Genomic DNA, 16,986 nt, shown 5'->3' with positions numbered 1-16,986 from the left:
TAGGAATATTCGTTAAAAAGTCGTTAAAAAGAAAGTGAAGGAGTTTTCAATGAAAAAATTAGTATTATCGGCGGGTATTGCTTCAATACTTGCGTTATCTTCATTTGCTCACGCAGCAGCGCCAGCGCCAGGTGAACAAAAAGGTTTTGAAGAGTTCCCAATTGGTGATGAAGTTACTGTTGGTCCATTACATATTGGCGCAGTTTACTTCCAACCTGTTGATATGGAACCGGCTGGAATGGGTGGGTTGCCAGCTTCAAAATCAGATATGCATATTGAAGCTGATATCTCTGCTGCAGAAGGTAACAAATTAGGTTATGGCGTTGGTGATTTTGTCCCTTATTTGACCGTTAAGTATAAAATACAAAAAGAAGGTAGCGATAAAGCGATCGAAGGTAACTTTATGCCAATGAACGCATCGGATGGCCCTCACTATGGTAATAATATTAAACTTGATGGTGCAGGTAAATATAAAGTCACGTTTACGATTGAAAATCCTGAAAAACAAGGTTATTTATTACACGTTGATAAAGAAACAGGGGTAGAAGGTCGCTTCTGGACTAAACCGATTGAAGTTTCTTGGGACTTTGATTATATTCCACGTGCATGGTAATTGTGTTTTAAACACTAAATATAATTATATTTAATAATTAATAGTCAGTTATTGGTGAGCATTATGCTCACCAATAAAATTTGTAATCACTAGGCAATGAATATGCTTCAATATCTTATCAATATTACCGATAATACTTTCGTTCCGGCCATGATGATGGCGCTACTTAGTGCAGTAGTTGTGAAATCGACACCTAATCATAGTAAAAAAATTATTTTATTCGGTTTTATAGTGGGATTTGTTGCTGCATTAGTTTATGCCGTTTTAAAACGCAACACGGGTTTTGCTGTTCGTGAATTTTATGATCTCGGAGTAATTATACCTTGGGTTATTATTGCTATACCAGTTGTAATAGGTATTTTTTTACAAAAACTTACTGATAATTGCATTGGACGCATTGGCAATGCTGTATTGATACTACTATTTGTAGTAGGTATTGGTTCGATCAGTGCACAATATTTACCTAATTTAATGCTTTACCCGTTTGAATTTGCAGTTGGTATGGATTCTATCTTTAATCATGACTACTTATTTAAGTGGATAGGTTATGGGTTTGCTCTGTTGGTTATTTTGTTAACGGGGTTGTTTGTTTATCGTGCTTGTGATCGATTGTCGACTAAATTTGTTTTTACCATTACTGCATTTTCAATTATTATTTTTGCTATTCAAAATAGCATTAATATTTTACAAATTTTAATTGTTAGACGTTTTATTTCAGCACAGCCTTGGATGATGAAGTTGGTTATTTTCATCCTTGGACATGTTAACTTTTTTATCTTTATTTTTATGGCTATTGTGCTTTGTTTAGCCATTGCTTTATACATCAAGTCTAAAACAACCTCGTTAGTGGGTAGTAATCCAGCTCAAATTCGTAAACTAAAAGCGCAATTGCACAGCAATAGAAGAAGTGCCTTAATGATTATGGCTGGTACGGCAATCACTGCTTATACTGTAACGCGTGCGCGTTATATTTTTGATAAAGGGGTAGAGCTTACACCAGCAGAGCCAGTGACCCCTAATACCCATGGCTTAATTGTTATTCCCCTTGATCAGGTGAACGATGGTAATTTACATCGTTATGGTTATAAAACAACGGATGGTACTTTAGTCCGCTTTATTATTATCAAAAAAAGCGAAAATGCTTATGGTGTTGGATTTGATGCTTGTGATATTTGTGGTGCAAGTGGTTACTACCAACGCGGTAATCAAGTGGTATGTAGTTTGTGTGATGTAGTCATGAATATTGCAACGATTGGATTTTCGGGGGGGTGTAACCCTGTCCCACTTAAATACGAAATTATTGACGGCAATATGGTGATTCGTCCTGCGAATCTTGAAGCAGAAAAAAGTCGTTTCAAATAAAGCGTATTAAAAGGAATAGGTTATGTTTCGCAGAATGTTATTTAGTGTATTAGTTCACCAAAAAAAGAAACTCTTTCTTATTGCCTTAACGGTTGCTTTGGGTGTTTCGCTTGCCACAGCCATGTTAAATGTGATGTTTGACGTAGGGGATAAAGTGAACCAAGAGTTAAAAGCCTATGGCGCTAATCTCAATATCGTTCCTCGTGGTAGTTCTGTAATTAGTGAAATGTATCAACTTGATAACAATGATAAAGGGCAAGCTGTACAGTATATTAAGCAAGATGAACTTGTTAAAATTAAGATGATATTTTGGGCCTATAACATCGTTGATTTTGCGCCTTTTCTAACAACTCAAGCGACCTTTAATGATAAGCCAATTACGGTGGTGGGTACTTGGTTTAATAAACATCTTAACATACCAACCGGTGATCAGGTTGATACGGGCATGTTAGCCATGAAATCGTGGTGGACAATTGACGGTAAGCCAATGACCGATGACAATTTGCAAGGTGTGATGGTAGGTGAAACTATTGCGAAACAGTGGAATTTAAAGCTAGGTGATACGATAGATATTATCTCAATGCAAAACAACAAAAAGCTTACTCTGACAGTGAATAATATTTTTCATAGCGGGGGTGTAGAAGATGCTCAAATTTATGTATCGTTACCAGTTGCACAAGATCTTGCTAATAAAAAAGGGCTGGTTGAGCGTGTTGAGGTGAGTGCATTAACCACCCCCGAAAACGAATTAGCGCGCAAAGCGGCGCAAGATCCGAATAGCTTATCTAGAACCGAGTGGGACACATGGTATTGTACCGCTTATATTAGTTCAATAGCTTATCAAATTGAAGAATTAATGCCTGATGTTAGAGTCAAAGCTATTATGCAAGTGGCTGAATCTGAAGGTGCAATATTACAAAAAACACAATTATTAATGTTATTGCTGACTATCTTATCGTTGATTTGTTCGGCATTGGCGATTTCAAATTTGGTGACAGCTAATGTTATTGAGCGTAGTACCGAAATTGGCTTATTAAAAGCGCTTGGCGCAACCAATACAGCGGTTGCGATGTTAATATTAACTGAGATCTTAATTATTGCCTTACTTGGTGGTTTTTTTGGTTACTTTATTGGGCTTGGCTTTGCGCAAATCATTGGTCATACCGTATTCGGATCATTTGTTCAGCCTAAAATGATCATTGTGCCTTTAGTCCTAATTATGGTTAGCTTGATCACCTTGTTAGGTAGCTTACCGGCATTGCGTATTATGATGTTTTTACGCCCAACAAATGTGCTGCATGGTCGATAAGGTGAAAGGTCACTATCATGATGAATAAAAATAGACGCTTTATTATTAAAACGGTGTTTAGTTCACTTATCCGCCGCCGTTCTCGCATAGCTATTGCTTTGCTTGGTGTTGCAATTGGAGCAACAGTGCTCCTTGGTATGATTACGCTTTGTTATGATATACCACGGCAAATGGGGCAAGAGTTCCGTTCTTATGGTGCTAATCTTCTATTGTTACCCGCTAATAATCAGCCAACGGTGGCAATGACGGATGTTAATAATGCGGTGAGTTTTTTGCCAAAAGATAAATTACTTGGCGTGACCCCGTTTCGTTATGAGTCAATTCGCAGTAATCAGCACCCTTATACTATTGTGGGAACAGACTTTAAGCAAGTAACTAAAACCAGTCCTTATTGGCATATTGAAGGTACGTTGCCACAAAATCCACATGAAATAATGATTGGTACCGATATTGCTAATTTTGCTAAGTTAACCATTGGTAGCTCTATGACCATTTCGGGTAAATCTAAACAAGACTCACGTTTTGATGAGGACCTGAAAGTCACCGGCATTGTCAAAACAGGGCGCTCTGAAGATGGTTTTATTTTTATTGACTTACATGATTTAGAACAGTTATTTGAAGAAAGTGAACAAGCCGAAGTGGTCGAAGTGAGTATTACGGCGACTGAACTTGAGTTACAGCAGTATATTGAGATACTCAAACAACAATCTAGCACAATCGATCCACATTTGATTAAATGGGTGACAAAATCTGAAACCCTGGTACTTGGTAAATTATCATCGTTACTTTATTTAGTCACTTTTGTGGTATTAATATTAACTATGATTTGTGTGGCCACCACCATGATGACTGTGGTCATGGAACGCCGCAAAGAGATTGGTCTTAAAAAAGCAATTGGAGCAACTAACCAAAGTATCGCAAAAGAGTTTTTAGCCGAAGGATTAGTTTTAGGTATCGTTGGTGGCATGATTGGTGCTATTTGTGGATTTATTTTTGCGCAAATCATCAGTACCAATGTGTTTGGTCGTTCAATTATTATTGAGTTTTATCTAATCCCAGTCACCATTATTATTTCGGCGATAGTCACGGTGATTGCGTGTTTAATTCCGGTAAAACGTGCACTTGAGGTCGAACCAGCTTTAGTTTTACGTGGTGAATAGGATATAAAGTATGAATATACTCGAAGTAAAAAATGTGTCTAAGATTTATGATTCACTGCATGCATTGTCTGAGGTGAATTTAACGGTTGAGGAAGGGAATTGGTTATCAATCATGGGACCATCTGGTAGCGGTAAAACGACTTTGATGAATATCATTGGTTGTATGGATAAACCTTCACTTGGTTCGGTTATTCTCGATGGACAAGATATTACCCAGCTTTCTTTATCCCAATTGACAGAAATTCGCCGAGATAAGATAGGCCTGATTTTTCAACAATTCCACCTAGTACCGTATTTAACAGCATTAGAAAATGTTATGGTCGCCCAGTATTATCATAGTATGGTCGACGAAAAAGAAGCCATGCAAGCACTTGAGCGGGTAGGGCTTGCCGCCCGTGCTAAGCACTTACCACGGCAGTTATCGGGGGGAGAACAGCAGCGAGTTTGTATTGCTAGGGCATTAATTAATTATCCTAAGTTAATTTTAGCCGATGAACCAACTGGTAATTTAGATGAAAGCAATGAAGCGATGGTTATGAACTTACTACATCAACTGCACGAAGAAGGCAGTACAATAATTGTGGTTACTCACTCACCAGAAGTATCAAAACATGCTCAAATCACAGTAGTACTGGAGCACGGCAAAGTCGCGCGTATCATTAATAATTAACCAACAAAAGGTTGTCATATATGAAAAACCGTATTATTTCGTCAAGTATCTTTATTGTCCTTGGTGTATTAATTATTTTATTTCCATTGTATATCTTACCTGTTTGCCCATCGCCTGAAAACGCTGTGATGCCAGTTGATACAATGAGTCATACCATGAATGATGCAATGGATGGCGCGGTAAGTAATGCTATGGATAGTGCGAGTAGCGAGCTTGCTCATAGCGGACACATGCATGCCGCTGGTGCAGGAAAAATCATGAAGTGTTTTTGGACAGCAAGAGCTGAAATCGGTGTCGGCTGTTTAGTCATTGCTATTGGCGTATTACTACTGATTAGTCGTACTGTTTTTGTTCGAATGGGATTAAGCATGGCTCTTGCCTGTATTTCTTTATTAGCTATGGCTATTCCAACCATTTTAATTGGTGTCTGCTCAAACGAGATGATGCGATGCAATATGGGCTCTAAACCAGCTTTGGTGTTATTATCTTGCTTATTATTTATTGTAGCCGTAGTTAACACTTATTACTTAAATAAAAAGACTAAAAATCGATAGCTAATTGTTAGCAAACATCAACCATATTCATCTTTGCCTGATATAGGCAAAGATAGCCTTTTAATAAGACAAGTAGGAAGTCATCATGCAAGAAAAACCGCTCACCATGGCAAATTTAGCGTGGCGAAACATTCAGCGACGACCATTTCGAAGTTGTTGTTTGATTATTATCATTATGCTTTTTTCTGCAACGCTATTTGGTGGTAGCGTGCTGATGAAAAATCTTAGTCTTGGTATTTCGGGCATGGCTAACCGATTGGGTGCTGATATTCTTATTGTACCTTATGGTTATGAAAAAAATATGGAAGTTGCTCTATTGCGTGGTGAACCAAGTAGCTTTTATTTAAAAGTCGATTTGATTGATAAAATAAAAGATATCAAAGGCATTGATGCTATTTCACCCCAGCTATTTATAGCTTCATTAAATGCGGGATGTTGCACAACAAAAGTACAGTTAATCGGGTTTGAACAGCAGAGCGACTTTGTGATAAAACCTTGGCTACAATCGCAACTGACACAACCGTTAACCGACAATCAAGTGGTTGTGGGTTCCAAAATTAACTCACAAGTAGGGGATGAAATCATATTTTTTAATCATCCCTTCAAAATTGCCGCTAAAATGGATAGTACAGGGATGGGATTTGATACCTCTGTCTTTATGACTATGTCTGCAGCACAATCATTAATGAAAAATGCAAAATTAATTGAAGGGGATGTTGACCATTTTGCTGATTATGCCTCGTCGATTTTTATTAAGGTCAATTCAGATTATCAACCTAAAGATATTGTTAATCAAATTATGCCCAGATATGCCATGGGCTATAATATCGATTTTGTTATGACCAAAGGAATGCTAAGCAATATCGCTAAATGGTTAACAGGCTTTTCAACCATTGTCTATAGCTTATCGGCTATTTTTTGGGTGTTAGCCATTATTGTGATTTTTGTGATATTTTCTTCAACCTTAAATGAACGCAAGCGTGAAATTAGTTTATTACGAATACTGGGCGCTTCACGTCGAGATTTAGTTAACATGTTGTTGCGTGAATCGTTAATTATCAGTGCATTAGGTGGAATTGCAGGCATTGTCATTGCGGCAGTATTACTTTATGCATTTAGTTTATTAATCTGCCAATCTATTGGTTTGCCATGTATGAATATTTCGCTATTTGATGCAGTGTTGTATGCAATTGTTGTTTTTATTCTGACGCTAATTATTGGTCCTTTATCAAGCATTTATGGTGCCTTATCAATGACTAAATTTGATACTTATAGTACTCTCAGAGAGGGCGAATAATAATGTTACTGAATGTTAAAAATCTACGTAAAGATTACACAAGAGGGCAACAAACCTTTTCTGCGGTGAATAATGTTAGTTTTTCAATGACAAAAGATGACTTTATTTGCATTATGGGTAAATCGGGCAGTGGGAAAACCACGTTACTTAATATGATTGCAGGTTTACTGACGCCAACACAAGGCAAAATCACTATTAATGATACTAATTTGTTTGAGCTTAATGATCAGCAAGTTTCTGCCTTTCGCAATCAGCATATTGGTTATATTCCTCAAGGTAGCAGTTTGTTGCCTAATTTAACGGCAATTGATAATATTCGACTGCCTTTTTATTTAACTAAGCGAGAAAACCAAAATCCCTTAAATGAAGCCAAGAGTTTGCTTGAAAAAGCCAACATCAGCCACTTACAAGATGCGTATCCAGCTAATATGTCTGGTGGTGAAATGCGCCGTATTGCGATATTGCGAGCGCTGATTTGTAAACCACAAATAATTATTGCCGATGAGCCAACAAGTGATCTTGATGAAGAGAGTGCAACCGAGATTATGCAATTACTTACTCAAATTCATCAACAAGGTACAGCGTTATTGATTGTTACTCATGATCATGATGTTGCCCATTATAGTCAAAAAGTTATGAAAATGTCAGCAGGGCGATTTATTGATTAATGGGTTTATTTATTAGCTGAATTGTTATATTAAAAGTGGATTACAGCCCATTTCGATCATAATTTTATTGAGTTTTAGTAATGGCAATCCAACCAATGAATTAATATCATCGCCTTCTAGTTTATCAAACAGGGTAATGCCCAGTTCGTCACATTTAAAACTGCCTGCGCATTGTAGTGGCATCTCTTTAGCAATATAAGCATCAATTTCCGCATCGTTTAATGAACGAAAGGTCACTTTAAATGGTTCGCAAATGGTGGTTTGTTGTTGAGTTTTGGTATTAATTACTGTCATACCAGTATAAAAATAGAAGGCTTTACCGCTGCTTTGTCGAAGCTGTTTGCGGGCATTATCAACCGTATGCGGTTTGCAAACAATATTACCGTCTAATACGCCGACTTGATCCGATCCTATAATTAAGCTATTTGGGTAGTCTGTCACTAATGACTGCGCTTTAAGCTTAGCTAGCCGAACCACCAATTGCTGAGCTGATTCGCCGACTAGCGGTGTTTCATCGCATACAGGTGGCACACACTCAAAAGGGATAGCTAATTTTTCGAGCACCTTTTTACGTGATGGTGAAGTCGAGGCTAATATGATTCTCATTTTAATTATCTCTTAAAATCCAAGCTGAAAGATGCGCATTAAAACCGATATGGGCATAATAATCAACTGCCTGTGGTGCAGCTAGTAGAGTAATTGAACATGATTTGTCAGTATTGTTTTTCACTTCTTTAATTAATTGCTTTCCGATGCCTTGTCGTTGATAATTTTCATCCACCGCGAGATCTGCCAAATAGGTGATATAAACAAAATCCGTTAAACAACGCGCAATGCCAATCAATTTATCATCATGCCAAGCAGTTACCACCAAATTCGCATTATCTAACATAGCTTGAAAGCGTACGGTATCGGTAAGTGGACGACGTTTGCCTAATGAACAATGACGATAAAGGGTGGTGGCTTGTTCTAGTGTCGGTTTGACATCAGAACGATAAATAATGCAATTCATGTTGATCTCCATCATAAAACGAATAAAAATAATTAAGGATTACATTTAAAATTAGTATCATACTAGCTAGGTAAAACCTGTTTTAGTTTCGCTGAATATATAATCTATAACAAAGCAAGGAGGGAGTTATGTACAAAAAAATTTTAGTTCCTATCGATGTGCTTGAAGATGAATTAACTAAAAAAGTCATTCCACATGTAGAGTGCTTAGCCAGATTGTCTAATGCTGAAGTCATCTTTTTTCATGCCTTGCCTGTTTCATCGGCTATTATCAATGCTTACTCTTTTGGATTTGATGAATTTAAAGATCATGCAACAGTACAAACGGAACAATACCTTCATCAATTAATGGATTCGATTAATTTACCGCATGAACATTTATCTTTTTCTATCGCATTTGGTCATCCAAGAGATGAAATCCTTGCATTAGCTGACGAAATCAAACCAGACTTAATAATTTTAGGCTCGCGTCGTCCCAATATCTCAACGCATCTTTTAGGATCGAATGCGTCAGGAGTGGTGCGTGGAGCTAAAACGGCGGTGCTTGTGATTCGGTAGGTTTAGCATTATATGTTAAGTATGTCTTTTTAGAAGGCACCGTTGTAATTTACTTTTGATCAGTATAGTTAGGTAAGCAGGAGGAATTTAATGTAAAAATTCCCCCTGATAAATAATTTGAGCTTTTAATTTTAGTCACTTAATGTGTAATTTATAAAAGATGCAAAATCAATTACTTCTATCTTTTTTGTCGATATTGATGATAGGACAAAATTAAGCTTTAACTTGGTAAGTTAACGCTAATCATCTTCTTCATCCTTATCTTTTTCTAAGCTTACTAATGATCGTTTAAAGTACTTGGTTAATAATTCATTGATCTTTATCATATCTTTTAATTGAACAATATTTTTTCTTGTTATTTTTTGGCTGATGTCTTGCAGATCTCCATAAAATACTATTTTTGCACTTTTTTTGTCATTAAGCCATTTTATATAATCTGTCATCTTTTTATCCAAATCGAAACGATACTTTTCAATTACTTCTTGCTTGGTGAAAAGCAACTCATATATTGTAAGCTCTTCATTAGAGTTGATAGTGTAAAAACGCGTATTAATAGAAGAATATGTTGCTTTATTTTGATTGATAGTAAACTTTTTAATCAAAGCCTTAGTGCCTTTATATGTAATATCTACTGTGGGATAAACCTCTAGATTTTTATTAATAAGTATGTCAATTTTTATAGGTGATGTTGAATTGTCCATTGAAAATAAATATTGATTGTAATAACCTGTTGTAAAAGATAGTTGGTGTTTTTTCATATAGTGAATTAATAATTTTAAATCATCTGGGTTTGTGATTTTTTTGCTTAAATTGAGAAAATCATTGAGATATTCTTTTTGTATTTGTAACCCATTTGAAAAAGTAACTTCATAAATATTATCTTTTGTGACAGTTACTGTTTTAACCACAACATCATTTAGATTAGGAATTTTTATTTTTTTCAAATCCTGTACATTTTTCTCTATTTTGCTGTATCGATCTGGTCGAATTAGGTATTTTAGCCCATTAAATTCAATTTCTTTTGAAGAACACAGTTCTTTTAAATAAAAAATTTCACCATTTTCTAGATTAAATTTATAGAATACACAATCATTTGCTACAAAGCTATCAAGGAAGACAGCTTTCATTGCACTATATTTATCTGCTGGCAAGGATATTTTTGTATCTGTAAGTGGATCTGTGTAGAAATGCGAGTATTCGCCAGTTTTTATAACATTGGGATCGTATTTGTTGAGTATAAATTCATCGGCTAATGATGTGCTCGAAATAAAATTTGACAATAACATCAACGCCAAGTAAAAAATTGTTCTTTTCATTCATATCCTTATAAATAATTGTTGGTAATATGTGAGTTATGTTGTACTAGCAATAATAGAGTCGCAAAGATAGTTTAATAAATTAGACTAGTTGTGTTTTATTTATTTGTATTTATTATAATAAAGTATTTTCTAATAAAAAATTATTGAAATAAAGCTATTAAAAAATCAGTTAGAAAAAGTATTGATTTTATTTGATTTTTTTTGTTTGTCTTTTTTTGTGTAAATTAACCGCCTTATTGGCGGTTTTGTTTATTGATGCTTTATAATAAAACAGCAGTGAATTTGTTTATTGCGCTTAAAATCAAGCGATAGCGTTTTATTGGTAATTTCTTGATAGGTTAAACCTAGGTTTTGCATACCAACACTATCCATTTTAAAACCACGCTTATTATTCGAAAAGATAATTGTTCCATTAGGACGTAATAAGCGTTTTAAATCGGTCATCAATTTTAGGTGATCACGCTGAACATCAAAGGTTTCGTGCATGCGTTTCGAGTTTGAAAATGTAGGCGGATCGATAAAAATTAAATCGAATTGCTCATCAGCCTGAGATAAATAGAGCAAACAGTCTGCCTGAATTAATCGATGTTTTTTACCCGTTAAACCGTTTTGTTTTAAATTGCGATCAGCCCATTCCAAATAGGTGCGTGACATATCGACCGTGGTGGTTGATTTTGCTCCACCAAGTCCGGCATAAACTGTTGCGCTACCTGTATAGGCAAATAGATTTAAAAAGTCCTTGCCGGCACTCATTTCACCAATCATTTTTCGTGCTAAGCGATGATCTAAAAACAAGCCGGTATCTAAATAATCGGTCACATTAACCCAAAATGCGGTTTTGCGTTGATTAATTGGGTATTCATGTACTAAAAAATAGTCCTGTTTTTGCCCAAGCTTTTGGTATTGCTGTTTACCTTTTTGCTTTTCACGCGTTTTTAATACTAGCTGATCGGCGGTAAGTTCAAGTACTGACATGGTTGCATTGATAATATCAAAAAGTCGCTGGCGCGTTTTTTGTGGATCAATATTTTTAGGTGCGGCATATTCTTGCATTACTATTTTATCTTTATAACGATCGATAGCAACGTTGTATTCAGGCAAATCCGCATCATAAAGTCGATAGCATTCTAGCTGTTCTTGAGCAGCCCATTTTTCTAACTTTTGCTTATTTTTGCGTAATCGATTAGCAAAGTCTGTAGCTGGCAACGTTGGATTATTGATTGGATGTTCAGTGTTACGCTGAGCAATGACATAATTTTTTTGTATACAGTCCAGTGGACCATTTTTGGCTTTGAATTGTCTGTCTGCTCGCATTTGTAAGCAATCTAATAATTGTGGTGCGCCGCTAAATAGCGATAATTTCCACCCACCAAAATTTTGTTTAATTTGTTGACCGAGTGCGGTATGCAAAGCAATCAGTGCTGGCTCGCTTTCTAAGCGTTCGCCATAAGGTGGATTGCTAATAATCATACCGGTTGTTTGTGCTAGTAGTGGATTACTTAATTGTGTTACATCTTGCACTGAAAACGTAATTAAATCGCCCACGCCTGCTTGGATGGCATTTTGTTTGGCTCGTTCAAGTACTGCTGAGTTATTATCGTAACCAATAAAAGGGGTATTGGATTTGCAAACATTTTGTTTAGCTGAAAATAATAGCTCATTCCATAAAGTTGGATTAAAGCCTTTCCAAGCAAAAAATCCCCATTGTTTGCGTTGTAATCCCGGTGGGATTTTTGATGCAATCATAGCGGCTTCAATCAGTAGCGTGCCCGAACCACACATTGGGTCAAGTAATGGTTCATCACTTTGCCAACCTGAACGCATAATAATGGCAGCAGCAAGGGTCTCTTTTAATGGTGCTTGCCCCGTTTGCTGGCGATAACCACGCTCATGTAAGCTATTACCACTTAAATCTAAAGACAGTGTGACATGGTTTTTATTTAAATAAGCATGAAGCCGAATATCTGGGTCTTGCTTTGCTACATTGGGTCGTTGGTTGGTATGACGTAAAAAATGATCGACAATAGCATCTTTGATCTTAAGCGCACCATATTGGCTATTACGAATAAGCTCATTAACGCCAACAAAGTTAATCACAAAAGCGTTATCGACAGCAAAAATATCAGTCCATTTAATATTGAACACGCAAGAATACAGATCTAAATCGCTATAGATATCAAATTCGGCTATTGGCAATAAAATACGCGATGCTAAACGTGACCATAATAGTGATTGATATAAAGTTGTTTCGTTGGCATCAAAATAGACACCGCCTTGCGTAATCTTACAATTGGTTGAACCAATTTGTTCTAACTCTTTTTTTAATAACTCTTCAAGCCCGCGAGATGTGCTGGCAAATAGCGTTTTCATGCATAATCCACTTTACAATAAAATTGCTGGCATTATACCGACTAATTGCAATAGTGGGAAATAAAGGCTAAATTTAGTCAGAAGAATTAGAACGTAGCTCAAATATAAAAATTTTTTTAATCAATTTATTGTATAATTAAATATGATTCGCTACCGTACTTTAATATGAAAATAATGGATATAGGAAACTAATAAGTATGAAAAACTTAGTATCAGTAATATTAGGCATTTTTATTTGTGGTTACTCATATGCTGAAGTAGATACTAAAGTGTATAACAATTATCTTTCATTATACATTCCAGAAATAGCACCACATTCCAAACTAATAAAACATCAAGATATTTATACATCTATTGATTATTCAAATGCAATGAGATTTATAGACGGAAAATTAGTTATAGAATCAAATAATAGAGGTTTAATTATTTTTAGTGGTAGCGAAAAATACAAATCAACACTGTTTTATGATTATGTTAAAAATATTATTGTATGGAATATGAATGATAAACCTTTTACTCAAATTAAATTAACTCTTGATAAAGATGAAAATATTATTGAATCTTCTTCATTAAATAGTTTTAATTTCCATTATCAGTATAATTATGATGAACAAAAAAGATTGGTAATGTCCATGGGAAATGGGGCAAATGTTAATGCAAAAACCCAATTTTTCTATACAAACAATAATATGTTGAAATCTATTTCTGAGGAAAAAAAGATCCTTAAAGCTTTTTATAATAGAAAAATAGAGTTTATTTATGATGATAATAATAAACTGAAGAAAACAATACAAACTCATTATTTAGATGAAAATAACTCAAAAATAGATAAGACAATAATGTGTTATTTCACCGATCATAATGAAAATGGAGATTGGACAAAAAGCCATTGTATTAAAGATGGAAATATTGATTTAGGTGATATAACAAGAATAATAGAATACTGGTGATAAATAAAATTAAAAAGTTAACATCCCCCCCCAAAAAAATGAACGCCATGATTTAAATGATATGTCCAGTAGTATTAATCAAACAAGGATAACTCATTATGAAAAACGATTCACTGAAGAACAAATCATAAAATGGTCTCGTAAATAAATTTGTGTATTTACCTATTTTTGAATCACTCTTTTCGCCTTGAATAATTTTTTATTTAGATTTTTTCTGTTTTATATAAGATTTAGGTTTTTCTAACCATGATAAAGGAAAGAATGAATAAAAGAGAAAAAACGCAAATGCAGAAAAAACTAATGGTTTATATTCAGAGGAATAACTAATGATAGTTTTGTGAGCGCAAAGAATAAAAATATGAGTAAATCCAATAATAACACACAAAAATAACATTATTCGCCTTTCCCATCTTAAACGCTTATTTTCCATATAATCTACTCTACTATATCCCCTATAACGAATAGTAACAAAAATAGGTAGAATAGAAACAAGATAAAATAAAATATAAATCAAAATCAAAATAACCACGTTTAACACTTTCTCCTTTTACCTTGAATAATTTTTTATTTAAATTTTTTCTTTTTTATGTAAGATTTAGGACTCTCTAACCATGATATAGGAAAGAGTGTATAAACAATAAGAAATATGTATGCTGAAACTAAAATAGGCTCATAGCCTAAAATAGAATTATCTAGGCTTTCTAATTTACTTTTTAGTTCACCTGCAACTATTATTTGAAAAATTAAAGCGATATAATTAAAAATTAGCGCTCCTCGTTTTTTCCAATTCAATTGCTTATTATATTGGTAATCGCTTATTGTATATTTTCTAAATCGATAAGAAATAATAATAGGCAAAAGAGATAAAAAATAATATGCAATATAGATTAATATAATCATATGTGCTATTCCTTTTCTTAAATATGATAATCGTAATATTTTAAATATTCAGCACCATCTATATGCTAACATAACTAACCTCTACTCTTTTGCTGTACTATTTTAAAGGGGATAGTTACAGTCTGAGATTTTATGATTTGTGATATAATGTTCTCTCTATTTAAAACATGCAAAAAAGCATTGTAATCTATCTTTTACTTCTTAAAAAGAATCCAGTGAAAAATATTTTATTTTTTAGCTTTCAAGATGTAAAAACTAAAAAAATCAATAATTTAAGTCGAGATGCCGAGTGTGCTAGCAACGAGTCTCAAATATATCTTTAATGAAGAAAAAAACAAAAAATAAAACGGTCTTAACCGAAGAGCAGTAATAAAAAACCTATATTTCTTTTGTATATCGCATGCAGCAATAGCTATTTTTACTTTAATTTATTTTAAGTCAAAATAATCGAACATTTAGCAAAAGAGTTGGCCATTATGGAAAGTAGTTGATATGTTCTTTATTTATAATACGTAACGTCAGTTCGGTAATAGCAATAATTAACGCTGAGCGAATCATTTGTTGATAGCGGTTTTGGTACATGGAAGATTTTAACGTATCGACAATGCCAGATTGTTTGGCTTTTTCGTGTTGCGATTCCCAGCTTGGTGGTAACACCATATCATGTAATAAACTAATAGGTCCCAAAATTTCATCATCTAAATAAGTATATTGCCTGTCGTCTTGTTCTAGCTCGTCCAAAATAGCAATCAGCAATTCTATATCTTCGTAATCTTCACGAGAAATAATCCCCAACACATAAAGCAGTTTTAAGCAAACAGAAGTATCATTGAGTGGTCCATTTTTACCGACCAATGACGGAATGACAAATTTAATAGCGTGTGGTTCTTTTCGAAAGACTTTAAGAATTAATTTGTTGACATTATCATTGATTAATTTTATGGCAACGGCTAGCAAGCTGTGAATATCAGCTTGCTGGTTGAGTTTTTCTAATATCGCATCTTCTTGTAATATCGATTCTGGCATTAGGTGTTATGTAAATTGACGATTTTGCATTGTAGTATAAATTTCTTCAATTTGCTTAACAATAGAATTGTTAACATCAATCCCAGCGATTTGACAAAAAGCGTGTTTAACTCCTTTTTCAGTAATGAGTTTTGCCAGTTCAACTGCTTGCTCATCATCACTATTACGATAGTTGAGAGCGGCTGCGATACCGATTAGTAAGTTAGTATTTTTAACTTGATACTCAAAAGTACCAAGCAATGGCTTAATTAAACGATCGCCAGCGCCTAATTTACGCATTGGTTGCCGACCAACACGTGAAGTATCATCATGTAAATACGGGTTTTCAAAGCGGTTTAAGATTTTTTCGATATAAGCCATGTGTTTTTGTTCATCAAAATTGTAACGTTTGATAAGTACTAAGCCGCTTTCTTCCATTGCTCCACGAACAATTAACCGAATTTTTTCGTTTAAAATTGCATCGCGAATGGTGCCAATACCATGATAGAAACCTAAATAAGCCGTAATCGCATGACCTGTATTTAAGGTAAATAGTTTTCGCTCAACAAAAGCCATTAAATTGTCAACAGGCTGCATACCTGTAATGGTTGGAATCGGCCCTACAAACTGCGTTTCATCAACAATCCATTCAGAAAAAGTCTCTACAGTGACTTCTAAAATATCGCCTGTTTTTGATGTTGCAGGTGGTACAATGCGATCCACCGCAGAATCGACAAAACCGATATGGGCATTTGTCCATTGATGAAGCTCTTTTGGTAGTGATTTGAAGATTTCTTGTTTAAATTGGCTAGTACCACGAACCATATTTTCACAAGCAATAATATTCAGTGGCTTGGTGTTGCCTTGTTGATGTCTTGCAATAATCCCTTGCGCAACACTTGAAGCAATGCGCGCTAAAATTTGCGGACCCACGGCGGTGGTGATTAAATCAACTTTGGTAATATAATCGATCACTTCATTAGAGGTGCTGTTAATTCCATCGACATTTTTGACTATTTCAGTGGTGGATTGTTCGCCAACAACATTGACGGGGTACTCACGGCGCTTAGCGATTGCAGTGATGATTTGTTCATTGATATCGGCAAATGTGACCTGTATGCCAGCATCTGATAGTAATTTTCCAATAAAACCTCGCCCAATGTTACCTGCGCCAAAATGTAATGCTTGCATTATAATAATCCTTAATTAAATTTAAAAAGTGGTAATGGTTTCCCACTTG

17 protein-coding genes are annotated in these 16,986 nt (G+C 34.8%); 10 read left to right on the top strand and 7 right to left on the bottom strand.

Going from position 1 to position 16,986, the window contains the following annotated elements:
- The first annotated feature begins 49 nt into the window (after positions 1-49).
- The 8 genes from ACYIAJ_RS03050 (at position 50) to ACYIAJ_RS03015 (ending at position 7,633) form a co-directional block, all read left to right on the top strand.
- On the top strand, positions 50-613 hold the full coding sequence (locus ACYIAJ_RS03050; protein ID WP_091346214.1) for an iron transporter: 564 nt from the start codon (positions 50-52) through the stop codon (positions 611-613).
- Positions 614-715: 102 nt separating this feature from the next.
- Positions 716-1,975, top strand: a complete 1,260-nt coding sequence (locus ACYIAJ_RS03045; protein WP_483559563.1) for a Fe-S-containing protein — start codon at positions 716-718, stop codon at positions 1,973-1,975.
- A gap of 22 nt (positions 1,976-1,997) precedes the next feature.
- Complete coding sequence (locus tag ACYIAJ_RS03040; protein ID WP_483559562.1) at positions 1,998-3,284, top strand: ABC transporter permease; 1,287 nt, start codon at positions 1,998-2,000, stop codon at positions 3,282-3,284.
- A gap of 17 nt (positions 3,285-3,301) precedes the next feature.
- Positions 3,302-4,444 (top strand): ABC transporter permease, encoded by a 1,143-nt coding sequence (locus ACYIAJ_RS03035; protein ID WP_483564328.1) that lies wholly within the window; start codon positions 3,302-3,304, stop codon positions 4,442-4,444.
- Positions 4,445-4,454: 10 nt separating this feature from the next.
- Entirely contained in the window at positions 4,455-5,114 is a 660-nt protein-coding gene (locus tag ACYIAJ_RS03030; RefSeq protein ID WP_483564327.1) for an ABC transporter ATP-binding protein, read from the top strand.
- A 20-nt stretch (positions 5,115-5,134) separates the two neighbouring features.
- Positions 5,135-5,668 (top strand): DUF4418 family protein, encoded by a 534-nt coding sequence (locus ACYIAJ_RS03025; RefSeq protein WP_483564326.1) that lies wholly within the window; start codon positions 5,135-5,137, stop codon positions 5,666-5,668.
- Between the two features lie 85 nt (positions 5,669-5,753).
- On the top strand, positions 5,754-6,965 hold the full coding sequence (locus tag ACYIAJ_RS03020) for an ABC transporter permease (protein WP_483564325.1): 1,212 nt from the start codon (positions 5,754-5,756) through the stop codon (positions 6,963-6,965).
- A gap of 2 nt (positions 6,966-6,967) precedes the next feature.
- Complete coding sequence (locus ACYIAJ_RS03015) at positions 6,968-7,633, top strand: ABC transporter ATP-binding protein (RefSeq protein ID WP_483559553.1); 666 nt, start codon at positions 6,968-6,970, stop codon at positions 7,631-7,633.
- A gap of 24 nt (positions 7,634-7,657) precedes the next feature.
- Here ACYIAJ_RS03015 and ACYIAJ_RS03010 read toward each other — a convergent pair whose 3' ends face one another.
- Positions 7,658-8,239, bottom strand: a complete 582-nt coding sequence (locus ACYIAJ_RS03010) for a Maf family protein (protein ID WP_483564324.1) — start codon at positions 8,237-8,239, stop codon at positions 7,658-7,660.
- Position 8,240: 1 nt separating this feature from the next.
- Positions 8,241-8,645 (bottom strand): GNAT family N-acetyltransferase, encoded by a 405-nt coding sequence (locus ACYIAJ_RS03005; RefSeq protein WP_483559549.1) that lies wholly within the window; start codon positions 8,643-8,645, stop codon positions 8,241-8,243.
- Between the two features lie 128 nt (positions 8,646-8,773).
- Here ACYIAJ_RS03005 and ACYIAJ_RS03000 point away from each other — a divergent pair, with 128 nt between their 5' ends.
- Entirely contained in the window at positions 8,774-9,202 is a 429-nt protein-coding gene (locus ACYIAJ_RS03000; protein ID WP_174786922.1) for a universal stress protein, read from the top strand.
- 239 nt (positions 9,203-9,441) lie between these two features.
- On the opposite strand, the gene ACYIAJ_RS02995 is transcribed toward ACYIAJ_RS03000, so the two are convergent.
- Both ACYIAJ_RS02995 and rlmKL read right to left on the bottom strand, forming a co-directional pair.
- Complete coding sequence (locus tag ACYIAJ_RS02995) at positions 9,442-10,518, bottom strand: hypothetical protein (RefSeq protein WP_483564323.1); 1,077 nt, start codon at positions 10,516-10,518, stop codon at positions 9,442-9,444.
- A gap of 252 nt (positions 10,519-10,770) precedes the next feature.
- Complete coding sequence (gene rlmKL / locus ACYIAJ_RS02990) at positions 10,771-12,891, bottom strand: bifunctional 23S rRNA (guanine(2069)-N(7))-methyltransferase RlmK/23S rRNA (guanine(2445)-N(2))-methyltransferase RlmL (protein WP_483564322.1); 2,121 nt, start codon at positions 12,889-12,891, stop codon at positions 10,771-10,773.
- A gap of 197 nt (positions 12,892-13,088) precedes the next feature.
- On the opposite strand from rlmKL, the gene ACYIAJ_RS02985 reads away from it, so the two are divergent.
- A complete protein-coding gene (locus ACYIAJ_RS02985; protein WP_483564321.1) occupies positions 13,089-13,841 on the top strand; it encodes a hypothetical protein in 753 nt (250 codons plus the stop codon).
- A gap of 564 nt (positions 13,842-14,405) precedes the next feature.
- Here ACYIAJ_RS02985 and ACYIAJ_RS02980 read toward each other — a convergent pair.
- The 3 genes from ACYIAJ_RS02980 to ACYIAJ_RS02970 form a co-directional block, all read right to left on the bottom strand.
- A complete protein-coding gene (locus ACYIAJ_RS02980) occupies positions 14,406-14,741 on the bottom strand; it encodes a hypothetical protein (RefSeq protein ID WP_483564320.1) in 336 nt (111 codons plus the stop codon).
- A 474-nt stretch (positions 14,742-15,215) separates the two neighbouring features.
- Positions 15,216-15,767, bottom strand: coding sequence for an MltR family transcriptional regulator (locus ACYIAJ_RS02975; protein ID WP_483564319.1), 552 nt, complete (start codon positions 15,765-15,767; stop codon positions 15,216-15,218).
- Positions 15,768-15,773: 6 nt separating this feature from the next.
- Positions 15,774-16,937 (bottom strand): mannitol-1-phosphate 5-dehydrogenase, encoded by a 1,164-nt coding sequence (locus ACYIAJ_RS02970; protein ID WP_483564318.1) that lies wholly within the window; start codon positions 16,935-16,937, stop codon positions 15,774-15,776.
- Positions 16,938-16,986: the final 49 nt, after the last annotated feature.

It is taken from the genome of Gilliamella sp. X-46 (genome assembly GCF_057063525.1).
Note: the sequence above shows the minus strand (reverse complement) of the source record. Positions and strands in the feature narration are given on the sequence as shown.

What these genes read in the sequence shown, in the direction of transcription:
- ACYIAJ_RS03050 (WP_091346214.1), top strand. Translation starts at nt 50, where the DNA reads ATGAAAAAATTAGTATTATCGGCGGGTATTGCTTCAATACTTGCGTTA.
- ACYIAJ_RS03045 (WP_483559563.1), top strand. Translation starts at nt 716, where the DNA reads ATGCTTCAATATCTTATCAATATTACCGATAATACTTTCGTTCCGGCC.
- ACYIAJ_RS03040 (WP_483559562.1), top strand. Translation starts at nt 1,998, where the DNA reads ATGTTTCGCAGAATGTTATTTAGTGTATTAGTTCACCAAAAAAAGAAA.
- ACYIAJ_RS03035 (WP_483564328.1), top strand. Translation starts at nt 3,302, where the DNA reads ATGATGAATAAAAATAGACGCTTTATTATTAAAACGGTGTTTAGTTCA.
- ACYIAJ_RS03030 (WP_483564327.1), top strand. Translation starts at nt 4,455, where the DNA reads ATGAATATACTCGAAGTAAAAAATGTGTCTAAGATTTATGATTCACTG.
- ACYIAJ_RS03025 (WP_483564326.1), top strand. Translation starts at nt 5,135, where the DNA reads ATGAAAAACCGTATTATTTCGTCAAGTATCTTTATTGTCCTTGGTGTA.
- ACYIAJ_RS03020 (WP_483564325.1), top strand. Translation starts at nt 5,754, where the DNA reads ATGCAAGAAAAACCGCTCACCATGGCAAATTTAGCGTGGCGAAACATT.
- ACYIAJ_RS03015 (WP_483559553.1), top strand. Translation starts at nt 6,968, where the DNA reads ATGTTACTGAATGTTAAAAATCTACGTAAAGATTACACAAGAGGGCAA.
- ACYIAJ_RS03010 (WP_483564324.1), bottom strand. Translation starts at nt 8,239, where the DNA reads ATGAGAATCATATTAGCCTCGACTTCACCATCACGTAAAAAGGTGCTC.
- ACYIAJ_RS03005 (WP_483559549.1), bottom strand. Translation starts at nt 8,645, where the DNA reads ATGAATTGCATTATTTATCGTTCTGATGTCAAACCGACACTAGAACAA.
- ACYIAJ_RS03000 (WP_174786922.1), top strand. Translation starts at nt 8,774, where the DNA reads ATGTACAAAAAAATTTTAGTTCCTATCGATGTGCTTGAAGATGAATTA.
- ACYIAJ_RS02995 (WP_483564323.1), bottom strand. Translation starts at nt 10,518, where the DNA reads ATGAAAAGAACAATTTTTTACTTGGCGTTGATGTTATTGTCAAATTTT.
- rlmKL (WP_483564322.1), bottom strand. Translation starts at nt 12,891, where the DNA reads ATGAAAACGCTATTTGCCAGCACATCTCGCGGGCTTGAAGAGTTATTA.
- ACYIAJ_RS02985 (WP_483564321.1), top strand. Translation starts at nt 13,089, where the DNA reads ATGAAAAACTTAGTATCAGTAATATTAGGCATTTTTATTTGTGGTTAC.
- ACYIAJ_RS02980 (WP_483564320.1), bottom strand. Translation starts at nt 14,741, where the DNA reads ATGATTATATTAATCTATATTGCATATTATTTTTTATCTCTTTTGCCT.
- ACYIAJ_RS02975 (WP_483564319.1), bottom strand. Translation starts at nt 15,767, where the DNA reads ATGCCAGAATCGATATTACAAGAAGATGCGATATTAGAAAAACTCAAC.
- ACYIAJ_RS02970 (WP_483564318.1), bottom strand. Translation starts at nt 16,937, where the DNA reads ATGCAAGCATTACATTTTGGCGCAGGTAACATTGGGCGAGGTTTTATT.